Annotated in this window: 15 protein-coding genes and 1 pseudogene; 10 read left to right on the forward strand and 6 right to left on the reverse strand. The window is 56.4% G+C overall.

Going from position 1 to position 15,906, the window contains the following annotated elements; genetic code table 11:
* Positions 1–167: 167 nt before the first annotated feature.
* Positions 168–263 (reverse strand): annotated as a pseudogene (locus tag LRS40_RS16205) (hypothetical protein); the annotation flags it as partial.
* Positions 260–826 carry a hydrolase gene (locus tag LRS40_RS16210; RefSeq protein WP_142489977.1) on the reverse strand — a complete coding sequence of 189 codons (567 nt, stop codon included), beginning with the start codon at positions 824–826 and terminating at the stop codon, positions 260–262. The gene LRS40_RS16210 and the pseudogene LRS40_RS16205, both read right to left, overlap by 4 nt.
* Before the next feature lie 239 nt (positions 827–1,065).
* Here LRS40_RS16210 and aspS point away from each other — a divergent pair, with 239 nt between their 5' ends.
* The 6 genes from aspS to ruvB all read left to right on the forward strand — a co-directional run bounded on the left by aspS (position 1,066) and on the right by ruvB (position 6,320).
* Positions 1,066–2,838, forward strand: coding sequence for an aspartate--tRNA ligase (aspS, locus tag LRS40_RS16215; RefSeq protein WP_231312081.1), 1,773 nt, complete (start codon positions 1,066–1,068; stop codon positions 2,836–2,838).
* Between the two features lies 1 nt (position 2,839).
* Positions 2,840–3,283, forward strand: a complete 444-nt coding sequence (gene nudB, locus LRS40_RS16220; RefSeq protein WP_231312082.1) for a dihydroneopterin triphosphate diphosphatase — start codon at positions 2,840–2,842, stop codon at positions 3,281–3,283.
* A 27-nt stretch (positions 3,284–3,310) separates the two neighbouring features.
* Positions 3,311–4,051 (forward strand): YebC/PmpR family DNA-binding transcriptional regulator, encoded by a 741-nt coding sequence (locus LRS40_RS16225; RefSeq protein WP_032611949.1) that lies wholly within the window; start codon positions 3,311–3,313, stop codon positions 4,049–4,051.
* 34 nt (positions 4,052–4,085) lie between these two features.
* The gene (ruvC, locus tag LRS40_RS16230) at positions 4,086–4,607 is read left to right on the forward strand and encodes a crossover junction endodeoxyribonuclease RuvC (RefSeq protein WP_231312083.1); all 522 of its coding nucleotides are present in this window, start codon (positions 4,086–4,088) and stop codon (positions 4,605–4,607) included.
* An 82-nt stretch (positions 4,608–4,689) separates the two neighbouring features.
* Positions 4,690–5,301, forward strand: coding sequence for a Holliday junction branch migration protein RuvA (gene ruvA, locus LRS40_RS16235; protein ID WP_142489973.1), 612 nt, complete (start codon positions 4,690–4,692; stop codon positions 5,299–5,301).
* An 8-nt stretch (positions 5,302–5,309) separates the two neighbouring features.
* Positions 5,310–6,320 (forward strand): Holliday junction branch migration DNA helicase RuvB, encoded by a 1,011-nt coding sequence (ruvB, locus tag LRS40_RS16240; protein ID WP_142489972.1) that lies wholly within the window; start codon positions 5,310–5,312, stop codon positions 6,318–6,320.
* 101 nt (positions 6,321–6,421) lie between these two features.
* Here the strand turns inward: ruvB and znuB are convergent, their stop codons facing one another.
* Positions 6,422–7,207 carry a zinc ABC transporter permease subunit ZnuB gene (znuB, locus tag LRS40_RS16245; RefSeq protein ID WP_142489971.1) on the reverse strand — a complete coding sequence of 262 codons (786 nt, stop codon included), beginning with the start codon at positions 7,205–7,207 and terminating at the stop codon, positions 6,422–6,424.
* Positions 7,204–7,959, reverse strand: a complete 756-nt coding sequence (gene znuC, locus LRS40_RS16250; protein ID WP_142489970.1) for a zinc ABC transporter ATP-binding protein ZnuC — start codon at positions 7,957–7,959, stop codon at positions 7,204–7,206. Before znuC ends, znuB begins: the two co-directional genes overlap by 4 nt.
* Positions 7,960–8,037: 78 nt before the next feature.
* Between znuC and znuA the strand changes: the two genes are divergently transcribed.
* From znuA to lpxM, 3 genes are all read left to right on the forward strand, one after another.
* Positions 8,038–8,982 (forward strand): zinc ABC transporter substrate-binding protein ZnuA, encoded by a 945-nt coding sequence (gene znuA / locus LRS40_RS16255; RefSeq protein ID WP_231312084.1) that lies wholly within the window; start codon positions 8,038–8,040, stop codon positions 8,980–8,982.
* Positions 8,983–8,997: 15 nt separating this feature from the next.
* Positions 8,998–10,320, forward strand: a complete 1,323-nt coding sequence (gene mepM / locus LRS40_RS16260) for a murein DD-endopeptidase MepM (protein WP_231312085.1) — start codon at positions 8,998–9,000, stop codon at positions 10,318–10,320.
* Between the two features lie 116 nt (positions 10,321–10,436).
* Positions 10,437–11,408 (forward strand): lauroyl-Kdo(2)-lipid IV(A) myristoyltransferase, encoded by a 972-nt coding sequence (gene lpxM / locus LRS40_RS16265; RefSeq protein ID WP_231312086.1) that lies wholly within the window; start codon positions 10,437–10,439, stop codon positions 11,406–11,408.
* A 108-nt stretch (positions 11,409–11,516) separates the two neighbouring features.
* On the opposite strand, the gene pyk is transcribed toward lpxM, so the two are convergent.
* Together pyk and LRS40_RS16275 are read right to left on the reverse strand one after the other, a co-directional pair.
* A complete protein-coding gene (gene pyk / locus LRS40_RS16270; protein ID WP_106993322.1) occupies positions 11,517–12,959 on the reverse strand; it encodes a pyruvate kinase in 1,443 nt (480 codons plus the stop codon).
* Positions 12,960–13,082: 123 nt separating this feature from the next.
* Complete coding sequence (locus LRS40_RS16275; protein ID WP_231312087.1) at positions 13,083–13,988, reverse strand: MurR/RpiR family transcriptional regulator; 906 nt, start codon at positions 13,986–13,988, stop codon at positions 13,083–13,085.
* A 322-nt stretch (positions 13,989–14,310) separates the two neighbouring features.
* Between LRS40_RS16275 and zwf the strand changes: the two genes are divergently transcribed.
* A complete protein-coding gene (gene zwf, locus LRS40_RS16280) occupies positions 14,311–15,786 on the forward strand; it encodes a glucose-6-phosphate dehydrogenase (protein ID WP_142489966.1) in 1,476 nt (491 codons plus the stop codon).
* Positions 15,787–15,906 lie beyond the last annotated feature (120 nt).

Raw genomic sequence — 15,906 nt, forward strand, 5'->3', positions numbered from 1 at the left:
TTGGGGCAGGGATGGGGCAAAGATGCCCGTTTTGGGGCATGGGTGGGACATTTTAACACATATGAACTTTACCGAGTTTCATATGATGGATGTTTTTAATGCATTGATTAGGCTAAAGAAAACACATGCTCTTGGGCGTTCTTTAGTGATTTAAAATATTACCGCGTCACGCAGTTAAAGTGGCGGGCGTACTCTTCAAGACCGTTGATACCCAGCCGCACCCATTTCGGGTGCGACCATTGGGGTAAACCCAGATAGATCATAGTGCGTTGATAATCTCGTCGGTGCTGCGCACGCGGCTGATGCGCGGGAAGATATGCGTCACGCTGGCCTGATGCTGCTCGGCGGTGGCCGTGCTGCACGCATCTTCGGCGATCACCAGATTAAAGCCCAGCTCCCAGGCGTTACGCGCGGTGGATTCCACGCCAATGTTGGTGGCGATCCCACACAGAATAATAGTCTCAATGCCGCGACGGCGCAGCTGCAGCTCCAGGTCGGTGCCGTAGAAGGCACCCCACTGGCGTTTGGTCACTTCGATATCGCTGTCGCGTTTACCGAGTGACGCGGGATAGGTCCACCAGTTGTCCGGCAGGGCATGGGCCGCGCCCTGAGCGTCGACAGGCTGCTTCAGCGCCTCGGCAAAGTCCGCAGACCAGCCCACGCGCACCATCACCACCGGCGAGCCGCTGGCGCGGCATTTTTCTGCCAGACGTGCGCTGCGGCTGACCACCTCATCCGCCGTGTGTGGGCCACCGGCAAAGGGCAGGATCCCTTCCTGTAAATCAATGACCACGAGGGCGGTACGGGCAGCGTCGAGTGTAAGCATGGTTGTTCCTGTTAAAAAGTTAGCGTCCGGAATACCTTACGCGTCCAGGCATGTTGTGGGTCTGATATTTTTGTTAATTTTTGTGAGAATATGCAAGATGCGAGCAGCAATCGTGCGTCTGGCGTGCTTCTCTCTTATCGTCTGGCGGAATTTCCAGTATAATAGCCGCCTTTTTTCATCCAGTTTGACATACAGAAAGCTGCGACCTTGTAGCCTGCGGCTAAGTTAAGGGATATCTCATGCGTACAGAATATTGCGGGCAGCTGCGTCAGTCCCACGTCGGACAGCAGGTGACCCTGTGTGGTTGGGTCAACCGTCGTCGTGATCTTGGCAGCCTTATCTTTATCGATATGCGCGACCGTGAAGGCATCGTGCAGGTATTTTTCGATCCGGATCGTGCCGATGCGTTAAAGCTGGCGTCTGAGCTGCGTAATGAGTTCTGCATCCAGGTGACCGGCACCGTGCGTGCGCGTGACGAAAAGAACATCAACAGCGACATGGCGACCGGCGAAATCGAAGTGCTGGCAACCGATCTGACCATCATTAACCGTTCAGAATCACTGCCGCTGGACTTCAACCACGTCAATACCGAAGAAGCGCGTCTGAAATATCGCTATCTCGACCTGCGTCGCCCGGAAATGGCCGATCGCCTGAAAACCCGTGCGAAAATCACCAGCCTGGTGCGCCGCTTTATGGACGATCACGGTTTCCTCGATATCGAAACCCCGATGCTGACCAAAGCGACCCCGGAAGGCGCACGTGACTACCTCGTGCCATCCCGTGTACATAAAGGCAAATTCTACGCGCTGCCGCAGTCTCCTCAGCTGTTCAAACAGCTGCTGATGATGTCCGGCTTTGACCGTTACTACCAGATCGTTAAATGCTTCCGCGACGAAGATCTGCGTGCTGACCGCCAGCCTGAATTTACCCAGATCGACGTCGAGACCTCCTTCATGACCGCCGAGCAGGTGCGTGAAGTGATGGAAGCACTGGTGCGCAGCCTGTGGCTGGACGTGAAGGGTGTGGATCTGGGCGACTTCCCGATCATGACCTTCGCCGAAGCCGAGCGTCGCTACGGATCCGACAAACCAGACCTGCGTAACCCGATGGAGCTGGTGGACGTTGCTGACCTGGTGAAAGACGTTGAATTCGCCGTCTTCTCCGGCCCGGCGAACGATCCGAAAGGCCGCGTGGCTGCCCTGCGCGTGCCGGGTGGTGCGAGCCTGAGCCGCAAGCAGATCGACGACTACGGCAACTTCATTAAGATCTATGGCGCGAAAGGCCTGGCTTACATCAAAGTCACCGAGCGTGCGAAAGGCATTGAAGGCATCACCAGCCCGGTCGCCAAATTCCTCAACGCTGAGATCGTCGAATCCATTCTGGCGCGCACTGAAGCCCAGGACGGGGACATGATCTTCTTCGGCGCGGACAACAAGAAAGTGGTTGCCGATTCAATGGGCGCACTGCGCCTGAAACTGGGTAAAGACCTGAACCTGACCGACGAAGCCAAATGGGCGCCGCTGTGGGTGATCGACTTCCCGATGTTCGAAGACGACGGCGAAGGCGGTCTGACCGCAATGCACCACCCGTTCACCTCGGCAAAAGAGATGAGCGCGGCAGAACTGAAAGCGGCACCGGAAGACGCGGTCGCTAACGCCTATGATATGGTCATCAACGGCTACGAAGTGGGCGGCGGTTCCGTGCGTATTCACAGCATGGAAATGCAGCAGACGGTGTTCGGTATTCTGGGTATCAACGAACAGGAACAGCGCGAGAAGTTCGGCTTCCTGCTGGATGCCCTGAAGTACGGTACGCCTCCGCACGCAGGCCTGGCCTTTGGTCTGGATCGCCTGACCATGCTGCTGACCGGTACCGACAACATTCGTGACGTTATCGCTTTCCCGAAAACCACCGCCGCTGCCTGTCTGATGACCGAAGCGCCAAGCTTTGCTAACCCAACCTCACTGAGCGAGCTGGGTATCGAAGTGGTGAAAAAGGAAGAGAAAAACTGATATGACATATAAGCTTCCCGTTTCTGTCTTAGTTGTCATTTATGCCCAGGACACGAAGCGGGTGCTGATGTTGCAGCGGCGCGACGATCCCGCGTTCTGGCAGTCGGTTACCGGCAGCCTGGAAGAGGGTGAAACCGCGCTGCAGGCCGCCGCGCGCGAAGTAAAGGAAGAGGTCGCCATTGACGTTGCTCGCGAGCAACTGACCCTGAAGGACTGTCAGCGCACGGTGGATTTTGAAATTTTTAGCCATTTACGTCATCGCTACGCGCCGGGGACTGAACGCAATACGGAATCCTGGTTCTGCCTTGCGCTTCCTCACGAGCGGGAGATCGTGTTCACCGAACACCTGACCTACCGCTGGGTTAACGCGGCCGAGGCCGCGTCGTTAACCAAGTCGTGGAGCAACCGGCAGGCGATTGAAGAATTTGTAATTAACGCCGCCTGAGAGGGCGCGCTTTTTGGAGAACTTTTTATGGCAGGTCATAGTAAGTGGGCCAACACTAAACACCGCAAAGCGGCACAGGATGCCAAACGCGGTAAGATCTTTACCAAAATCATTCGTGAACTGGTTACCGCGGCCCGTCTGGGCGGCGGCGATGCCGGCTCCAACCCACGTCTGCGCGCAGCGATCGATAAAGCGCTGAGCAACAACATGACGCGTGACACCCTGAACCGTGCTATCGCCCGTGGCGTAGGCGGCGACGATGACACCAACATGGAAACCATCATCTATGAAGGTTACGGTCCAGGCGGCACGGCGGTGATGATTGAGTGTCTGTCCGACAACCGTAACCGTACCGTTGCGGAAGTGCGTCACGCCTTCACCAAAACCGGTGGCAACCTGGGTACCGACGGTTCCGTGGCCTACCTGTTCAGCAAAAAAGGGGTGATCTCCTTCGAGAAAGGCGACGAAGACGTGATCATGGAAGCGGCGCTGGAAGCCGGTGCCGAAGATGTTGTGACCTATGACGACGGCGCGATTGACGTCTATACCGCATGGGAAGAGATGGGTGCGGTGCGTGATGCGCTGGAAGCGGCAGGTCTGAAAGCCGACGCCGCTGAAGTCACCATGATCCCGTCCACCAAAGCGGACATGGATGCGGAAACCGCACCAAAACTGCTGCGTCTGATCGACATGCTCGAAGACTGCGACGATGTGCAGGAAGTTTACCACAACGGTGAAATCTCCGACGAGGTTGCGGCTACGCTGTAATGGCCCAACGTAAACCGACAACCGGAGAGGCGTGATGGCGATTATTCTCGGTATTGACCCGGGCTCACGCATCACCGGTTATGGCGTAATCCGCCAGGTCGGGCGTCAGTTGACCTACCTTGGCAGCGGTTGTATCCGTACCAAAGTGGACGATCTGCCGTCGCGTCTGAAGCTCATCTACGCGGGCGTGACGGAGATCATTACCCAGTTCCAGCCGGACTATTTCGCCATCGAACAGGTGTTTATGGCGAAGAACGCCGACTCGGCGCTGAAGCTCGGTCAGGCACGCGGCGTGGCGATTGTCGCGGCGGTAAATCAGGATCTGCCGGTGTTTGAATACGCCGCGCGGCAGGTCAAGCAAACCGTGGTGGGGAACGGTGGAGCAGACAAAAGCCAGGTGCAGCACATGGTGCGAACCTTGTTAAAACTGCCCGCCAATCCGCAGGCGGATGCCGCCGATGCCCTGGCGATCGCCATTACCCACTGCCACGTCAGCCAGAACGCGATGCAGATAAGCGAGTCGCGGCTCAATCTGGCGCGCGGTCGATTGTGCTAAATATGAAATCAGGCTGGATGTTTATCCAGCCTTTTTTTATTATGGCAGCGGTAACTTTTAGCCCTTAACGCAGGAGCGTCACGTGATAGGCAGACTCAGAGGCATCATCTTAGAAAAACAACCCCCGATAGTGCTGCTTGAGGCCGGAGGCGTGGGCTACGAAGTGCATATGCCGATGACCTGCTTCTATGAATTGCCGGACGCGGGCAAAGAGGCGATTGTCTTCACCCACTTTGTCGTGCGTGAAGATGCCCAGCTGCTGTTTGGCTTTAACAATAAGCAGGAACGCACCCTGTTTAAAGAGCTGATCAAAACTAACGGCGTAGGGCCAAAGCTGGCGCTGGCGATCCTCTCCGGGATGTCGGCTCCACAGTTTGTTAACGCCGTTGAGCGCGAAGACCCCGCCGCACTGATTAAACTTCCCGGCATCGGCAAGAAAACGGCCGAGCGCCTGATTGTTGAGATGAAAGATCGCTTTAAAGGTCTGCACGGCGATCTGTTTACCCCTGCTGCTGACCTGGTGCTGACGTCACCTGCCGGCCCGACAGCAGACGATGCGGAACAGGAAGCGGTTGCCGCGCTGGTGGCGCTGGGCTATAAACCTCAGGAAGCGAGCCGGATGGTCAGCAAGATTGCTAAACCGGACGCGACCAGTGAAACCCTGATTCGTGAAGCGCTGCGCGCTGCATTGTGAGGTAAAGGATGATTGAAGCAGACCGACTGGTCTCGGCAGGCAGCGTTCAGACAGAAGATCTGGTGGACCGTGCGATCCGCCCGAAGCTGCTGGATGAGTATATTGGCCAGCCGCAGGTGCGCTCGCAGATGGAAATCTTTATCCAGGCGGCGAAACTTCGTGGCGACGCCCTCGACCACCTGCTGATTTTTGGCCCGCCAGGGCTCGGGAAAACCACGCTTGCCAACATTGTCGCCAACGAGATGGGCGTCAATCTGCGCACCACCTCCGGCCCGGTGCTGGAGAAAGCGGGCGATCTGGCAGCAATGCTGACCAACCTCGAACCTCACGATGTGCTGTTTATCGATGAGATCCACCGCCTGTCACCGGTGGTGGAAGAGGTGCTCTATCCGGCGATGGAAGATTACCAGCTGGATATCATGATTGGCGAAGGTCCGGCGGCGCGCTCGATTAAGATCGATCTCCCGCCCTTCACCCTGATTGGCGCCACCACCCGCGCGGGCTCGTTAACCTCGCCGCTGCGCGACCGTTTCGGTATCGTGCAGCGCCTCGAGTTTTATCAGGTGCCCGACCTCCAGCATATCGTCAGCCGCAGCGCGCGCTACATGGGGCTGGAGATGAGCGAAGAGGGGGCTTTTGAAGTGGCGAAGCGCTCCCGCGGTACGCCGCGTATTGCGAACCGACTGCTGCGCAGGGTGCGTGATTTCGCCGAGGTGAAGCACGACGGCTCCATTTCGCATGAGATCGCCGCTCAGGCGCTGGATATGCTGAACGTGGATGCCGAAGGGTTTGACTATATGGACCGCAAGCTGCTGCTGGCGGTGCTGGACAAATTCTTTGGCGGGCCGGTCGGGCTGGATAACCTGGCGGCAGCGATTGGTGAAGAGCGGGAAACCATTGAAGATGTGCTGGAGCCGTACCTGATCCAGCAGGGCTTTTTGCAGCGTACGCCACGCGGGCGCATGGCGACGGTGCGTGCCTGGGATCACTTTGGCATTACGCCGCCGGAGATGCCTTAACCTCTGCGGAAATTGCCGGAGGCCGGCTGCGCCTTATCCGGCCTGGATAAGCGCGATCCTGTAGGCCCGGTAAGCATAGCGCCACCGGGCAATTAATTACCTCAGCTGGCCGGTTTCTTCATCATGCTGAAGATAAACAGCGCTGCCGCGCACAGCACCACCGACGGTCCGGCAGGGGTGTCGTAAAACGCTGAGAAGGTTAACCCTCCGGTCACGGCAATCATCCCGACACCCACGGCTACGCTGGCCATCTGCTCCGGCGTGCGGGCAAAACGACGCGCGGTGGCGGCGGGAATGATCAGCAGCGACGTAATGATTAACGCCCCGACAAACTTCATCGCCACGCCAATGGTCAGGGCGGTCACCAGCATCAGCAGCAGCTTGACGCGTTGCAGCTTCACGCCATCAACAAAGGCTAAATCCGGGCTGATGGTCATCGCCAGCAGGTTACGCCACTGCCACAGCAGGATAGCCAGCACGATTACCACCCCGATGGCGATAGCAATCAGATCGTCCGGCGTCACCGCCAGCAGGTCGCCGAAGAGATAGGCCATCAGATCCACGCGAATGTTGGACATCAGGCTGACCACCACCAGACCCAGCGACAGGGCGCTGTGCGCCATGATCCCGAGCAGCGTATCCACCGCCAGGTGCGGGCGCTTCTCCAGCCACACCAGACCGGCGGCCAGCAGCAGCGTCACCGCAATCACTGCATAGAACGGATTAACATCCAGCAGTAAGCCAAACGCCACGCCCAGCAGGGAGGCGTGGGCGAGGGTATCGCCAAAGTAAGACATCCGACGCCAGACGACAAACGAGCCCAGTGGACCCGCCGCGCAGGCGAGCATCATCCCGGCCAGCCAGCCGGGCAATAATAATTCAATCATGAGTTACCGTTTCCCCGGCGCAGGACAATGCGTCCCTGCAAATCATGGCGGTGGTTGTGATGGTGGCGATAAATGCCCAGCTGCTCGGCGCCGCGTGGGCCAAACATCGAGATAAACTCAGGGTGCATGGAGACCACTTCCGGTGTGCCAGAACAGCAGATGTGATGGTTCAGACAGAGCACTTCGTCCGTTTTTGCCATCACCAGATGCAGATCGTGTGACACCATCAGCACGGCGCAGTCCAGCTCTTTGCGCAGCTGATCGATCAGGTCATACAGCGCCACCTGACCGTTGACGTCCACCCCCTGGGTAGGCTCGTCGAGCACCAGCAGCTGCGGCTTGTTGAGCAGGGCGCGGGCCAGCAGCACGCGCTGGGTCTCGCCCCCGGAGAGCTTTTGCAGGGGCGCGTCGATCAGATGCCCGGCCTGTACCCGCTTGAGCGCCGGAAGTATGTCCTCTTTGCGCGTATCGGGACGCAGACGCAGAAAACGGCTGACCGTCAGCGGCAGGGTGGCGTCCAGGTGCAGCTTCTGCGGTACATAGCCGATGCGCAGCTGCCGGTCACGCTTGATAAGGCCGCTGTCGGGTGCTACCAGGCCCAGCACCACGCGCACCAGCGTCGATTTACCCGCGCCATTGGGGCCAAGCAGCGTCAAAATTTTACCGGGTTTCAAATCCAGCGAAACGTCAGAGAGGACGCGGCGCTGACCGAATGAAACCGAAATGTTTTCGAGAGTTACCAGATTCGTCATGTCAATTTTATGCTTGCAGAAGTCATAGAATGTTATAATATCACATTCCACCCACTCATTACGATGAATAGTCGCATTATGTTACAGAAAAATACGCTTCTTTTCGCAGCATTATCCGCTGCCCTTTGGGGTTCAACAGCACAAGATGTTAACGCCGCCGTTGTCGCTTCGCTTAAGCCGCTCGGTTTTATCGCTTCCGCTATTGCAGATGGCGTGACGGAAACCCAGGTGTTACTGCCTGATGGTGCCTCTGAACACGACTATTCCCTGCGCCCTTCGGATGTAAAACGCTTACAAAACGCAGACTTAGTGGTCTGGATTGGGCCAGAGATGGAAGCCTTCATGCAGAAGTCTGCAAGCCAGCTGCCGGATGCTAAACAGGTTAACATTTCTAATCTTACGGGTGTGAAACCGCTGCTCATGAAAGGGGCTGATGATGACGATCATGACCACGATCACGGGAGTGCTGAAGGGGAAAAAGGTGACGAGCATCACCATCACGGTGAGTACAATATGCACCTTTGGCTTTCCCCAGAGATAGCACGCCTTTCGGCGGTTGCAATCCATGAAAAATTAGTGGAACTTATGCCGCAAAGTCGAGCCAAACTTGACGCCAACCTGAAGGATTTTGAGGCACAACTTGCCGCAACCGACAAGCAGGTGGGTACCGAGCTCGCACCACTGAAAGGTAAAGGATATTTCGTTTTTCATGATGCCTATGGCTACTATGAAAAACATTACGGTCTCACGCCGCTTGGCCATTTCACCGTCAATCCAGAAATTCAACCCGGTGCGCAGCGTTTACATGAAATCAGAACACAGTTGGTTGAGCAGAAAGCGTCCTGCGTTTTTGCTGAGCCACAGTTCAGGCCAGCGGTCGTTGAAGCCGTGGCAAGGGGTACGTCCGTGCGTATGGGCACCCTTGACCCACTTGGAACCTCTATCCAGTTGAGCAAAGCGAGCTATTCGCAGTTCCTCAGCCAACTGGCGAACCAGTATGCGAGCTGCCTGAAAGGAGATTAACGAGGAAGTGAATACGTGCAACAGATAGCCCGCTCTGTCGCCCTGGCATTTAATAATCTGCCCCGGCCCCACCGCGTCATGCTGGGGTCGCTTACTGTTCTCACTTTAGCGGTCGCCGTCTGGCGGCCCTATATTTACCACCCAAATTCCACGCCAGTTATCAAGACCATCGAACTGGAAAGAAACGAAATCCGCTCACTGTTGCCCGAAGCCAGTGAACCTATCGACCAGGCCCCGCAGGAAGAAGAAGCTATTCCGCAGGATGAACTGGATGACAAAATCGCCCCTGAAAGCGGCGTCCATGAATATGTGGTTTCAACTGGCGATACCTTAAGCAGCGTGCTTAACCAGTACGGTATCGATATGGGCGAAATCAGCCGGCTTGCTGCCGCGGATAAAGATCTGCGTAACCTGAAAATTGGTCAGCAGCTTTCATGGACCCTGACCGACAGCGGCGATTTACAGCGCCTGACCTGGGAAGTCTCCCGTCGTGAAACCCGCACCTACGATCGTGCTGAAAACGGTTTCAAGATGAGCAGCGAAATGCAGCAGGGCGACTGGGTTAACAGCCCTATCAAAGGCACCTTAGGCGGCGGCAGTTTCGTTGCCAGCGCGCGTGAAGCGGGTCTGACCAGCGGTGAAATCAGTTCAGTGATCAAAGCCATGCAGTGGCAGATGGACTTTCGTAAGCTGAGAAAAGGCGATGCCTGGTCGGTGCTGATGTCTCGCGAAATGCTGGACGGCAAGCGCGAGCAGAGCCAGCTGCTCGGGGTTCGTTTACGCTCTGACGGGAAAGATTATTATGCGATCCGCGCCGAAGACGGCAAATTCTACGATCGCAACGGGACCGGTCTGGCGAAAGGCTTCTTGCGCTTCCCGACCTCGAAACAGTTCCGCGTCTCCTCGAACTTTAACCCGCGTCGTCTGAACCCAGTTACCGGCCGCGTGGCCCCGCACCGCGGTGTGGACTTTGCTATGCCGCAGGGGACACCTGTTCTGGCAGTCGGTGATGGCGAAGTGGTGATGGCAAAACGCAGCGGTGCCGCCGGCTATTACGTTGCCGTGCGTCATGGACGTACCTACACCACCCGCTATATGCACCTGCGTAAGCTGCTGGTGAAGCCGGGGCAGAAGGTGAAGCGTGGCGATCGCATCGCGCTATCGGGCAATACCGGGCGTTCTACCGGCCCGCACCTGCACTATGAAGTGTGGATCAACCAGCAGGCGGTCAACCCGTTAACGGCGAAACTGCCGCGTACTGAAGGGTTGACCGGTAAGGACCGTAGCGATTATCTGGCGCAGGTCAAAGAGGTTATGCCGCAGCTCAGTATTAATTAATACTGCAGCGATAAAAGCCGGTGCGTTACTGCACCGGCTTTTTCTTTTGTGCCTTGCGCACTGCCTCGCTAAACTAACGCATTACTCTTTTAAGCATCACCCGCCCTGGAAAAAGCATGGAAACCCAAAAAAACAACAGTGAATACATTCCTGAATTTGAGAAATCCTTTCGTCATCCGCGCTTCTGGGGCGCCTGGCTGGGTGTTTATGCCTTTGCCGGTATTGCAATGCTTCCGGCATCCGTGCGCGACCCACTGCTTGGTAAAGTGGGACGTCTGGCGGGCAAGCTGGGTAAAAGCGCCCGCCGCCGCGCGCAGATAAACCTCTTCTACTGCTTCCCGGAGAAGAGTGAGGCGGAGCGCGAAGCGATCATTGACGAGATGTTCACCACCGCGCCACAGGCGATGGCGATGATGGGCGAGCTGGCGTTACGTGGGCCGGAAAAGGTCGCCGGCCGCGTTGACTGGAAAGGTCTGGAAATCATCGAGGAGATGCGTCGCAACGACGAAAAGGTGATCTTCCTGGTGCCGCACGGCTGGGGCGTGGATATTCCGGCGATGCTGATGGCGTCGCAGGGACAAAAAATGGCGGCGATGTTCCACAACCAGGGGAACAAGGTTTTCGATTATGTATGGAATACGGTGCGTCGTCGCTTTGGCGGCCGCCTGCATGCCCGCAACGACGGCATCAAACCCTTTATCAAATCCGTGCGCCAGGGCTACTGGGGCTATTATCTGCCGGACCAGGATCACGGGCCGGAACATAGCGAGTTTGTCGATTTCTTTGCCACCTATAAGGCCACGCTACCGGCGATTGGCCGGTTGATGAAGGTATGCCAGGCGCGGGTGATCCCGCTCTTCCCGATTTACGATGGCAAAACCCATCGCCTGACGATTGAAGTCCGCCCGCCGATGGACGATCTGCTCACCGCCGACGACAACACCATTGCGCGTCGGATGAACGAAGAGGTGGAGATTCTGGTGGGACCGCATGTAGAGCAGTACACCTGGATCCTGAAACTGCTGAAGACGCGCAAGCCGGGCGAGAAAGAGCCTTACAAGCGCAAAGAGCTGTATCCCAAGAAATAAAAAATCCCCCATCTCGGGGGATTTTTTTTGCCCGGCGGCGCTTCGCTTGCACGGGCCTACGAACCTGTAGGCCGGGTAAGCGCAGCGCCACCCGGCAAAACCGCCGTATTATTCGACGGTCATCACGCGGGTGGTGTTAGTTGAGCCAATGGTGCTCATCACATCGCCCTGGGTCACGATGACGATATCCCCGGAAACCAGATAGCCTTTGTCGCGCAGCAGATTCACGGCATCGTTCGCCGCCGCCACGCCGTCGCTGTTGCTGTCGAAGAACACCGGCGTCACGCCGCGGTACAGCGCGGTCAGATTCAGGGTGCGCTCATGACGGGACATAGCGAAAATCGGCAGGCCGGAGCTGATACGCGAGGTCATCAGCGCGGTACGGCCGGATTCGGTCATGGTGATGATCGCGGTTACGCCCTTCAGGTGGTTAGCCGCGTACATCGCTGACATCGCAATGGCTTCTTCCACGTTGTCGAACTGAATGTCCAGACGGTGCTTGGAGACGTTGATGCTTGGGATCTTCTCTGCCCCCAGGCAGACGCGCGCCATCGCGGCCACGGTTTCCGCCGGATACTGGCCGGCAGCGGTTTCGGCTGACAGCATCACCGCATCGGTACCGTCGAGCACGGCGTTCGCCACGTCCATGACTTCCGCACGGGTCGGCATTGGGTTGGTGATCATCGACTCCATCATCTGGGTGGCGGTGATCACGGAGCGGTTCAGCTGACGGGCACGGCGGATCAGCGCCTTCTGGATCCCGACCAGTTCCGGGTCGCCAATCTCAACGCCCAGGTCACCACGGGCCACCATCACCACGTCAGAGGCGAGGATAATGTCATCCATCGCGTCCTGGCTGCAGACCGCTTCCGCACGTTCCACTTTGGCGACGATTTTGGCATCGCAACCTGCGTCGCGCGCCAGACGGCGGGCGTAGTTCAGATCTTCGCCACAGCGCGGGAAGGAGACGGCGAGGTAGTCAACGCCAATCTCAGCCGCGGTGAGGATGTCGGCTTTGTCTTTTTCGGTCAGAGCTTCAGCAGAGAGACCGCCGCCCAGTTTGTTGATGCCTTTATTGTTGGAGAGCGGGCCGCCAACGGTTACTTCGGTGAACACCTTCATGCCCTGAACTTCCAGCACTTTCAGCTGAACGCGACCGTCGTCGAGCAGCAGGATATCGCCCGGCACCACGTCAGCAGGCAGGCCTTTATAGTCGATCCCCACTTTCTCTTTGTCGCCTTCGCCTTTGCTCAGGTTGGCGTCGAGGAGGAACTTGTCACCGATATTGAGGAAAACTTTGCCTTCTTTGAAGGTCGATACGCGGATTTTGGGACCCTGAAGGTCACCGAGGATAGCTACATGACGTCCCAGTTTTGCCGCGATCTCACGGACCTTATCTGCACGTAATTTATGATCTTCCGGTGTCCCGTGAGAAAAGTTCATACGTACCACGTTGGCACCTGCAGCGATGATTTTCTCGAGGTTATTATCGCGGTCAGTAGCCGGGCCTAAGGTGGTAACGATCTTGGTTCTGCGAAGCCTTCTGGACATGTAATACTCCGTTGTCTGAAACAACCTGGTGTTGCGTGAACGATGATTCGGCACGTTGTCCGCCGTAATACCAACAGGAAACTTACCGAATGCCGAAAAAAGTAACAACTTTATAATTGACGATCAGGGAACTTCACCCTTGATGAACAATTCTTTATCAAAACGCGATTCCTTGAGCGCTTCTTTGACGCGCTTCAAGTTATCTCTGAATTTCGCCCCGCGGCGCAGGGTAAAGCCGGTAGCCAGCACGTCGATGACGGTTAACTGCGCCAGACGCGACACCATCGGCATGTAGATGTCGGTGTCTTCCGGCACGTCGAGAGTGATCGCCAGCGTCGCTTCATGCGCCAGCGGCGTACCGGTGGTGGTGAGAGCAATTACCATGGCATCGTTTTCACGCGCCAGCTGGGCCAGCTCAACCAGACTTTTGGTACGACCAGTATGCGATATCAGCACCACCACGTCATCTTCGTTACAATTCATACAGCTCATGCGTTGCAGCACGATGTCGTCGGAATAGATAACCGGGACATTAAAGCGAAAAAATTTGTTCATTGCATCGTGAGCGACGGCTGCTGACGACCCGAGACCAAAGAAGGCAATTTTCTTCGCCTGAGTCAGTAGATCGACGGCCCGGTTAACCGACCCCATATCCAGCGACTGGCGGACCTGGTCCAGCGTCGCCATTGCCGATTCAAAAATTTTGCCGGTATAGGCCTCCACGCTGTCGTCTTCATCGACATTGCGGTTTACATAGGGGGTACCGTTAGCCAGACTCTGCGCCAGATGCAGTTTAAAATCAGGAAAGCCACGCGTCTCCATACTGCGGCAGAAGCGGTTGACGGTCGGTTCGCTGACCCCCGACTCCTGGGCCAGAGTGGCGATGCTGGAATGAATGGCCTGAGCGGGGGCGGCGAGAATTACTTCAGCCACTTTTCGCTCGGATTTGCTAAGGTGTTCCAGTTGAAACTGGATTTTTTCCAGCATGTTCATTATTAACACGGCGCTCATCGGTGGAAACGATTTCATTAAGGGGTGAAATCGCGATTCGAATTAGCAAGAATATACGCCTGTGATTTGCCGAAAAGGGCAAACCCCGAAAAAAATGTTGTTGTTTTTTTTCATTACTTGATCGCTGTCGGATTTTAGCAACGGCCTGACAGAACAAAGTTTCGCCCGTTTCACCGTTATTACCCCGCGCGGCGCGATCCCCTGACGAAATATCGCCGTATCGCACGCGAGGATAAGTGCAAATGGTTTCGGGAATGACATAAAAGCAGTAGAGTGCATGTAATAAAATTACAACGATATTCTGGCAAAAGCACCAGGATATCCAACTGAGGAGAATGACATGGCGGTAACGCAAACAGCCCAGGCATGTGACCTGGTCATTTTCGGCGCGAAAGGCGATCTTGCACGCCGGAAATTGCTGCCTTCCCTGTATCAACTGGAAAAAGCGGGTCAGATCCACCCGGAGACGCGCATCCTGGGCGTGGGCCGTGCCGACTGGGATAAAGACGCGTATACCAAAGTGGTGCGCGAAGCGCTGGAAACTTTCATGAAGGAGAAGATCGATGAAAGTTTGTGGGATACGCTGAGTGGACGTCTCGATTTCTGCAACCTCGACGTGAACGACACGTCGGCCTTTGCCGATCTGGGCGCGATGCTCGATCAAAAAAATCGCGTCACCATCAACTATTTCGCCATGCCGCCAAGCACCTTCGGCGCCATCTGCAAAGGGCTCGGCGAAGCAAAACTGAACGCCAAGCCGGCACGCGTGGTCATGGAAAAACCGCTGGGTACCTCGCTGGCGACCTCCCGTGAAATTAACGACCAGGTCGGGGAATACTTTGAAGAGTGCCAGGTTTATCGTATCGACCACTACCTCGGTAAAGAGACGGTGCTCAACCTGCTGGCGCTGCGTTTTGCCAACTCCCTGTTTGTGAATAACTGGGATAACCGCACTATCGACCACGTGGAGATCACCGTGGCGGAAGAGGTGGGGATTGAAGGGCGCTGGGGTTACTTTGACCAGGCCGGTCAGATGCGCGACATGATCCAGAACCACCTGCTGCAAATCCTCTGCATGATCGCCATGGCACCGCCGTCAGATCTCTCTGCAGACAGCATTCGCGATGAGAAGGTGAAAGTGCTGAAGTCCCTGCGACGCATCGATCGCTCCAACGTGCGTGAGAAAACCGTCCGCGGTCAGTACACCGCCGGTTTCGCCCAGGGTAAAAAAGTGCCGGGCTATCTGGAAGAAGAGGGCGCGAATAAAACCAGCAGCACCGAAACTTTCGTCGCCATCCGCGTGGATATCGACAACTGGCGTTGGGCGGGAGTGCCTTTCTACCTGCGCACCGGTAAACGTCTGCCGGCCAAATGCTCTGAAGTGGTTGTCTACTTCAAAAATCCGGAACTGAACCTGTTCAAAGAGTCCTGGCAGGAGCTGCCGCAGAACAAACTGACCATCCGTCTGCAGCCGGACGAGGGCGTGGATATTCAGGTGCTGAACAAGGTGCCGGGCCTGGATCACAAACACAACCTGCAGACCACCAAGCTGGATCTGAGCTACTCCGAAACCTTCAACCAGAACCATCTGGCGGATGCGTACGAACGTCTGCTTCTGGAAACCATGCGTGGGATCCAGGCCCTGTTTGTGCGTCGTGACGAAGTGGAAGAGGCGTGGAAATGGGTCGACTCCATCACCGAAGCCTGGGCTGCGGATCAGGATGCACCGAAACCTTATCAGGCGGGTACCTGGGGACCGGTTGCCTCTGTGGCGATGATCACCCGTGACGGCCGCTCCTGGAACGAGTTTGAGTAAATTAACCGCTAATCCTTAGGGGTTATTTTACCGGTAACATGATCTGGCTCAGGCCAGCGCACAATAAATAACCATTTAAGCTCCGTGTGGATTTCCACCCGGAGCTTTTTTTATTACACT

Source organism: Leclercia sp. G3L, assembly GCF_021117075.1.
GTDB classification, from domain to species: Bacteria; Pseudomonadota; Gammaproteobacteria; order Enterobacterales; family Enterobacteriaceae; genus Enterobacter; species Enterobacter adecarboxylatus_C.

Excerpts from the sequence above, each read along its gene's own strand:
- ruvC (WP_231312083.1), top strand. The coding sequence starts at position 4,086 with ATGGCGATTATTCTCGGTATTGACCCGGGCTCACGCATCACCGGTTAT.
- znuC (WP_142489970.1), bottom strand. The coding sequence starts at position 7,959 with ATGACGAATCTGGTAACTCTCGAAAACATTTCGGTTTCATTCGGTCAG.
- LRS40_RS16210 (WP_142489977.1), bottom strand. The coding sequence starts at position 826 with ATGCTTACACTCGACGCTGCCCGTACCGCCCTCGTGGTCATTGATTTA.
- lpxM (WP_231312086.1), top strand. The coding sequence starts at position 10,437 with ATGGAAACCCAAAAAAACAACAGTGAATACATTCCTGAATTTGAGAAA.
- znuA (WP_231312084.1), top strand. The coding sequence starts at position 8,038 with ATGTTACAGAAAAATACGCTTCTTTTCGCAGCATTATCCGCTGCCCTT.
- znuB (WP_142489971.1), bottom strand. The coding sequence starts at position 7,207 with ATGATTGAATTATTATTGCCCGGCTGGCTGGCCGGGATGATGCTCGCC.
- zwf (WP_142489966.1), top strand. The coding sequence starts at position 14,311 with ATGGCGGTAACGCAAACAGCCCAGGCATGTGACCTGGTCATTTTCGGC.
- nudB (WP_231312082.1), top strand. The coding sequence starts at position 2,840 with ATGACATATAAGCTTCCCGTTTCTGTCTTAGTTGTCATTTATGCCCAG.
- ruvB (WP_142489972.1), top strand. The coding sequence starts at position 5,310 with ATGATTGAAGCAGACCGACTGGTCTCGGCAGGCAGCGTTCAGACAGAA.
- LRS40_RS16275 (WP_231312087.1), bottom strand. The coding sequence starts at position 13,988 with ATGAAATCGTTTCCACCGATGAGCGCCGTGTTAATAATGAACATGCTG.
- pyk (WP_106993322.1), bottom strand. The coding sequence starts at position 12,959 with ATGTCCAGAAGGCTTCGCAGAACCAAGATCGTTACCACCTTAGGCCCG.
- LRS40_RS16225 (WP_032611949.1), top strand. The coding sequence starts at position 3,311 with ATGGCAGGTCATAGTAAGTGGGCCAACACTAAACACCGCAAAGCGGCA.
- aspS (WP_231312081.1), top strand. The coding sequence starts at position 1,066 with ATGCGTACAGAATATTGCGGGCAGCTGCGTCAGTCCCACGTCGGACAG.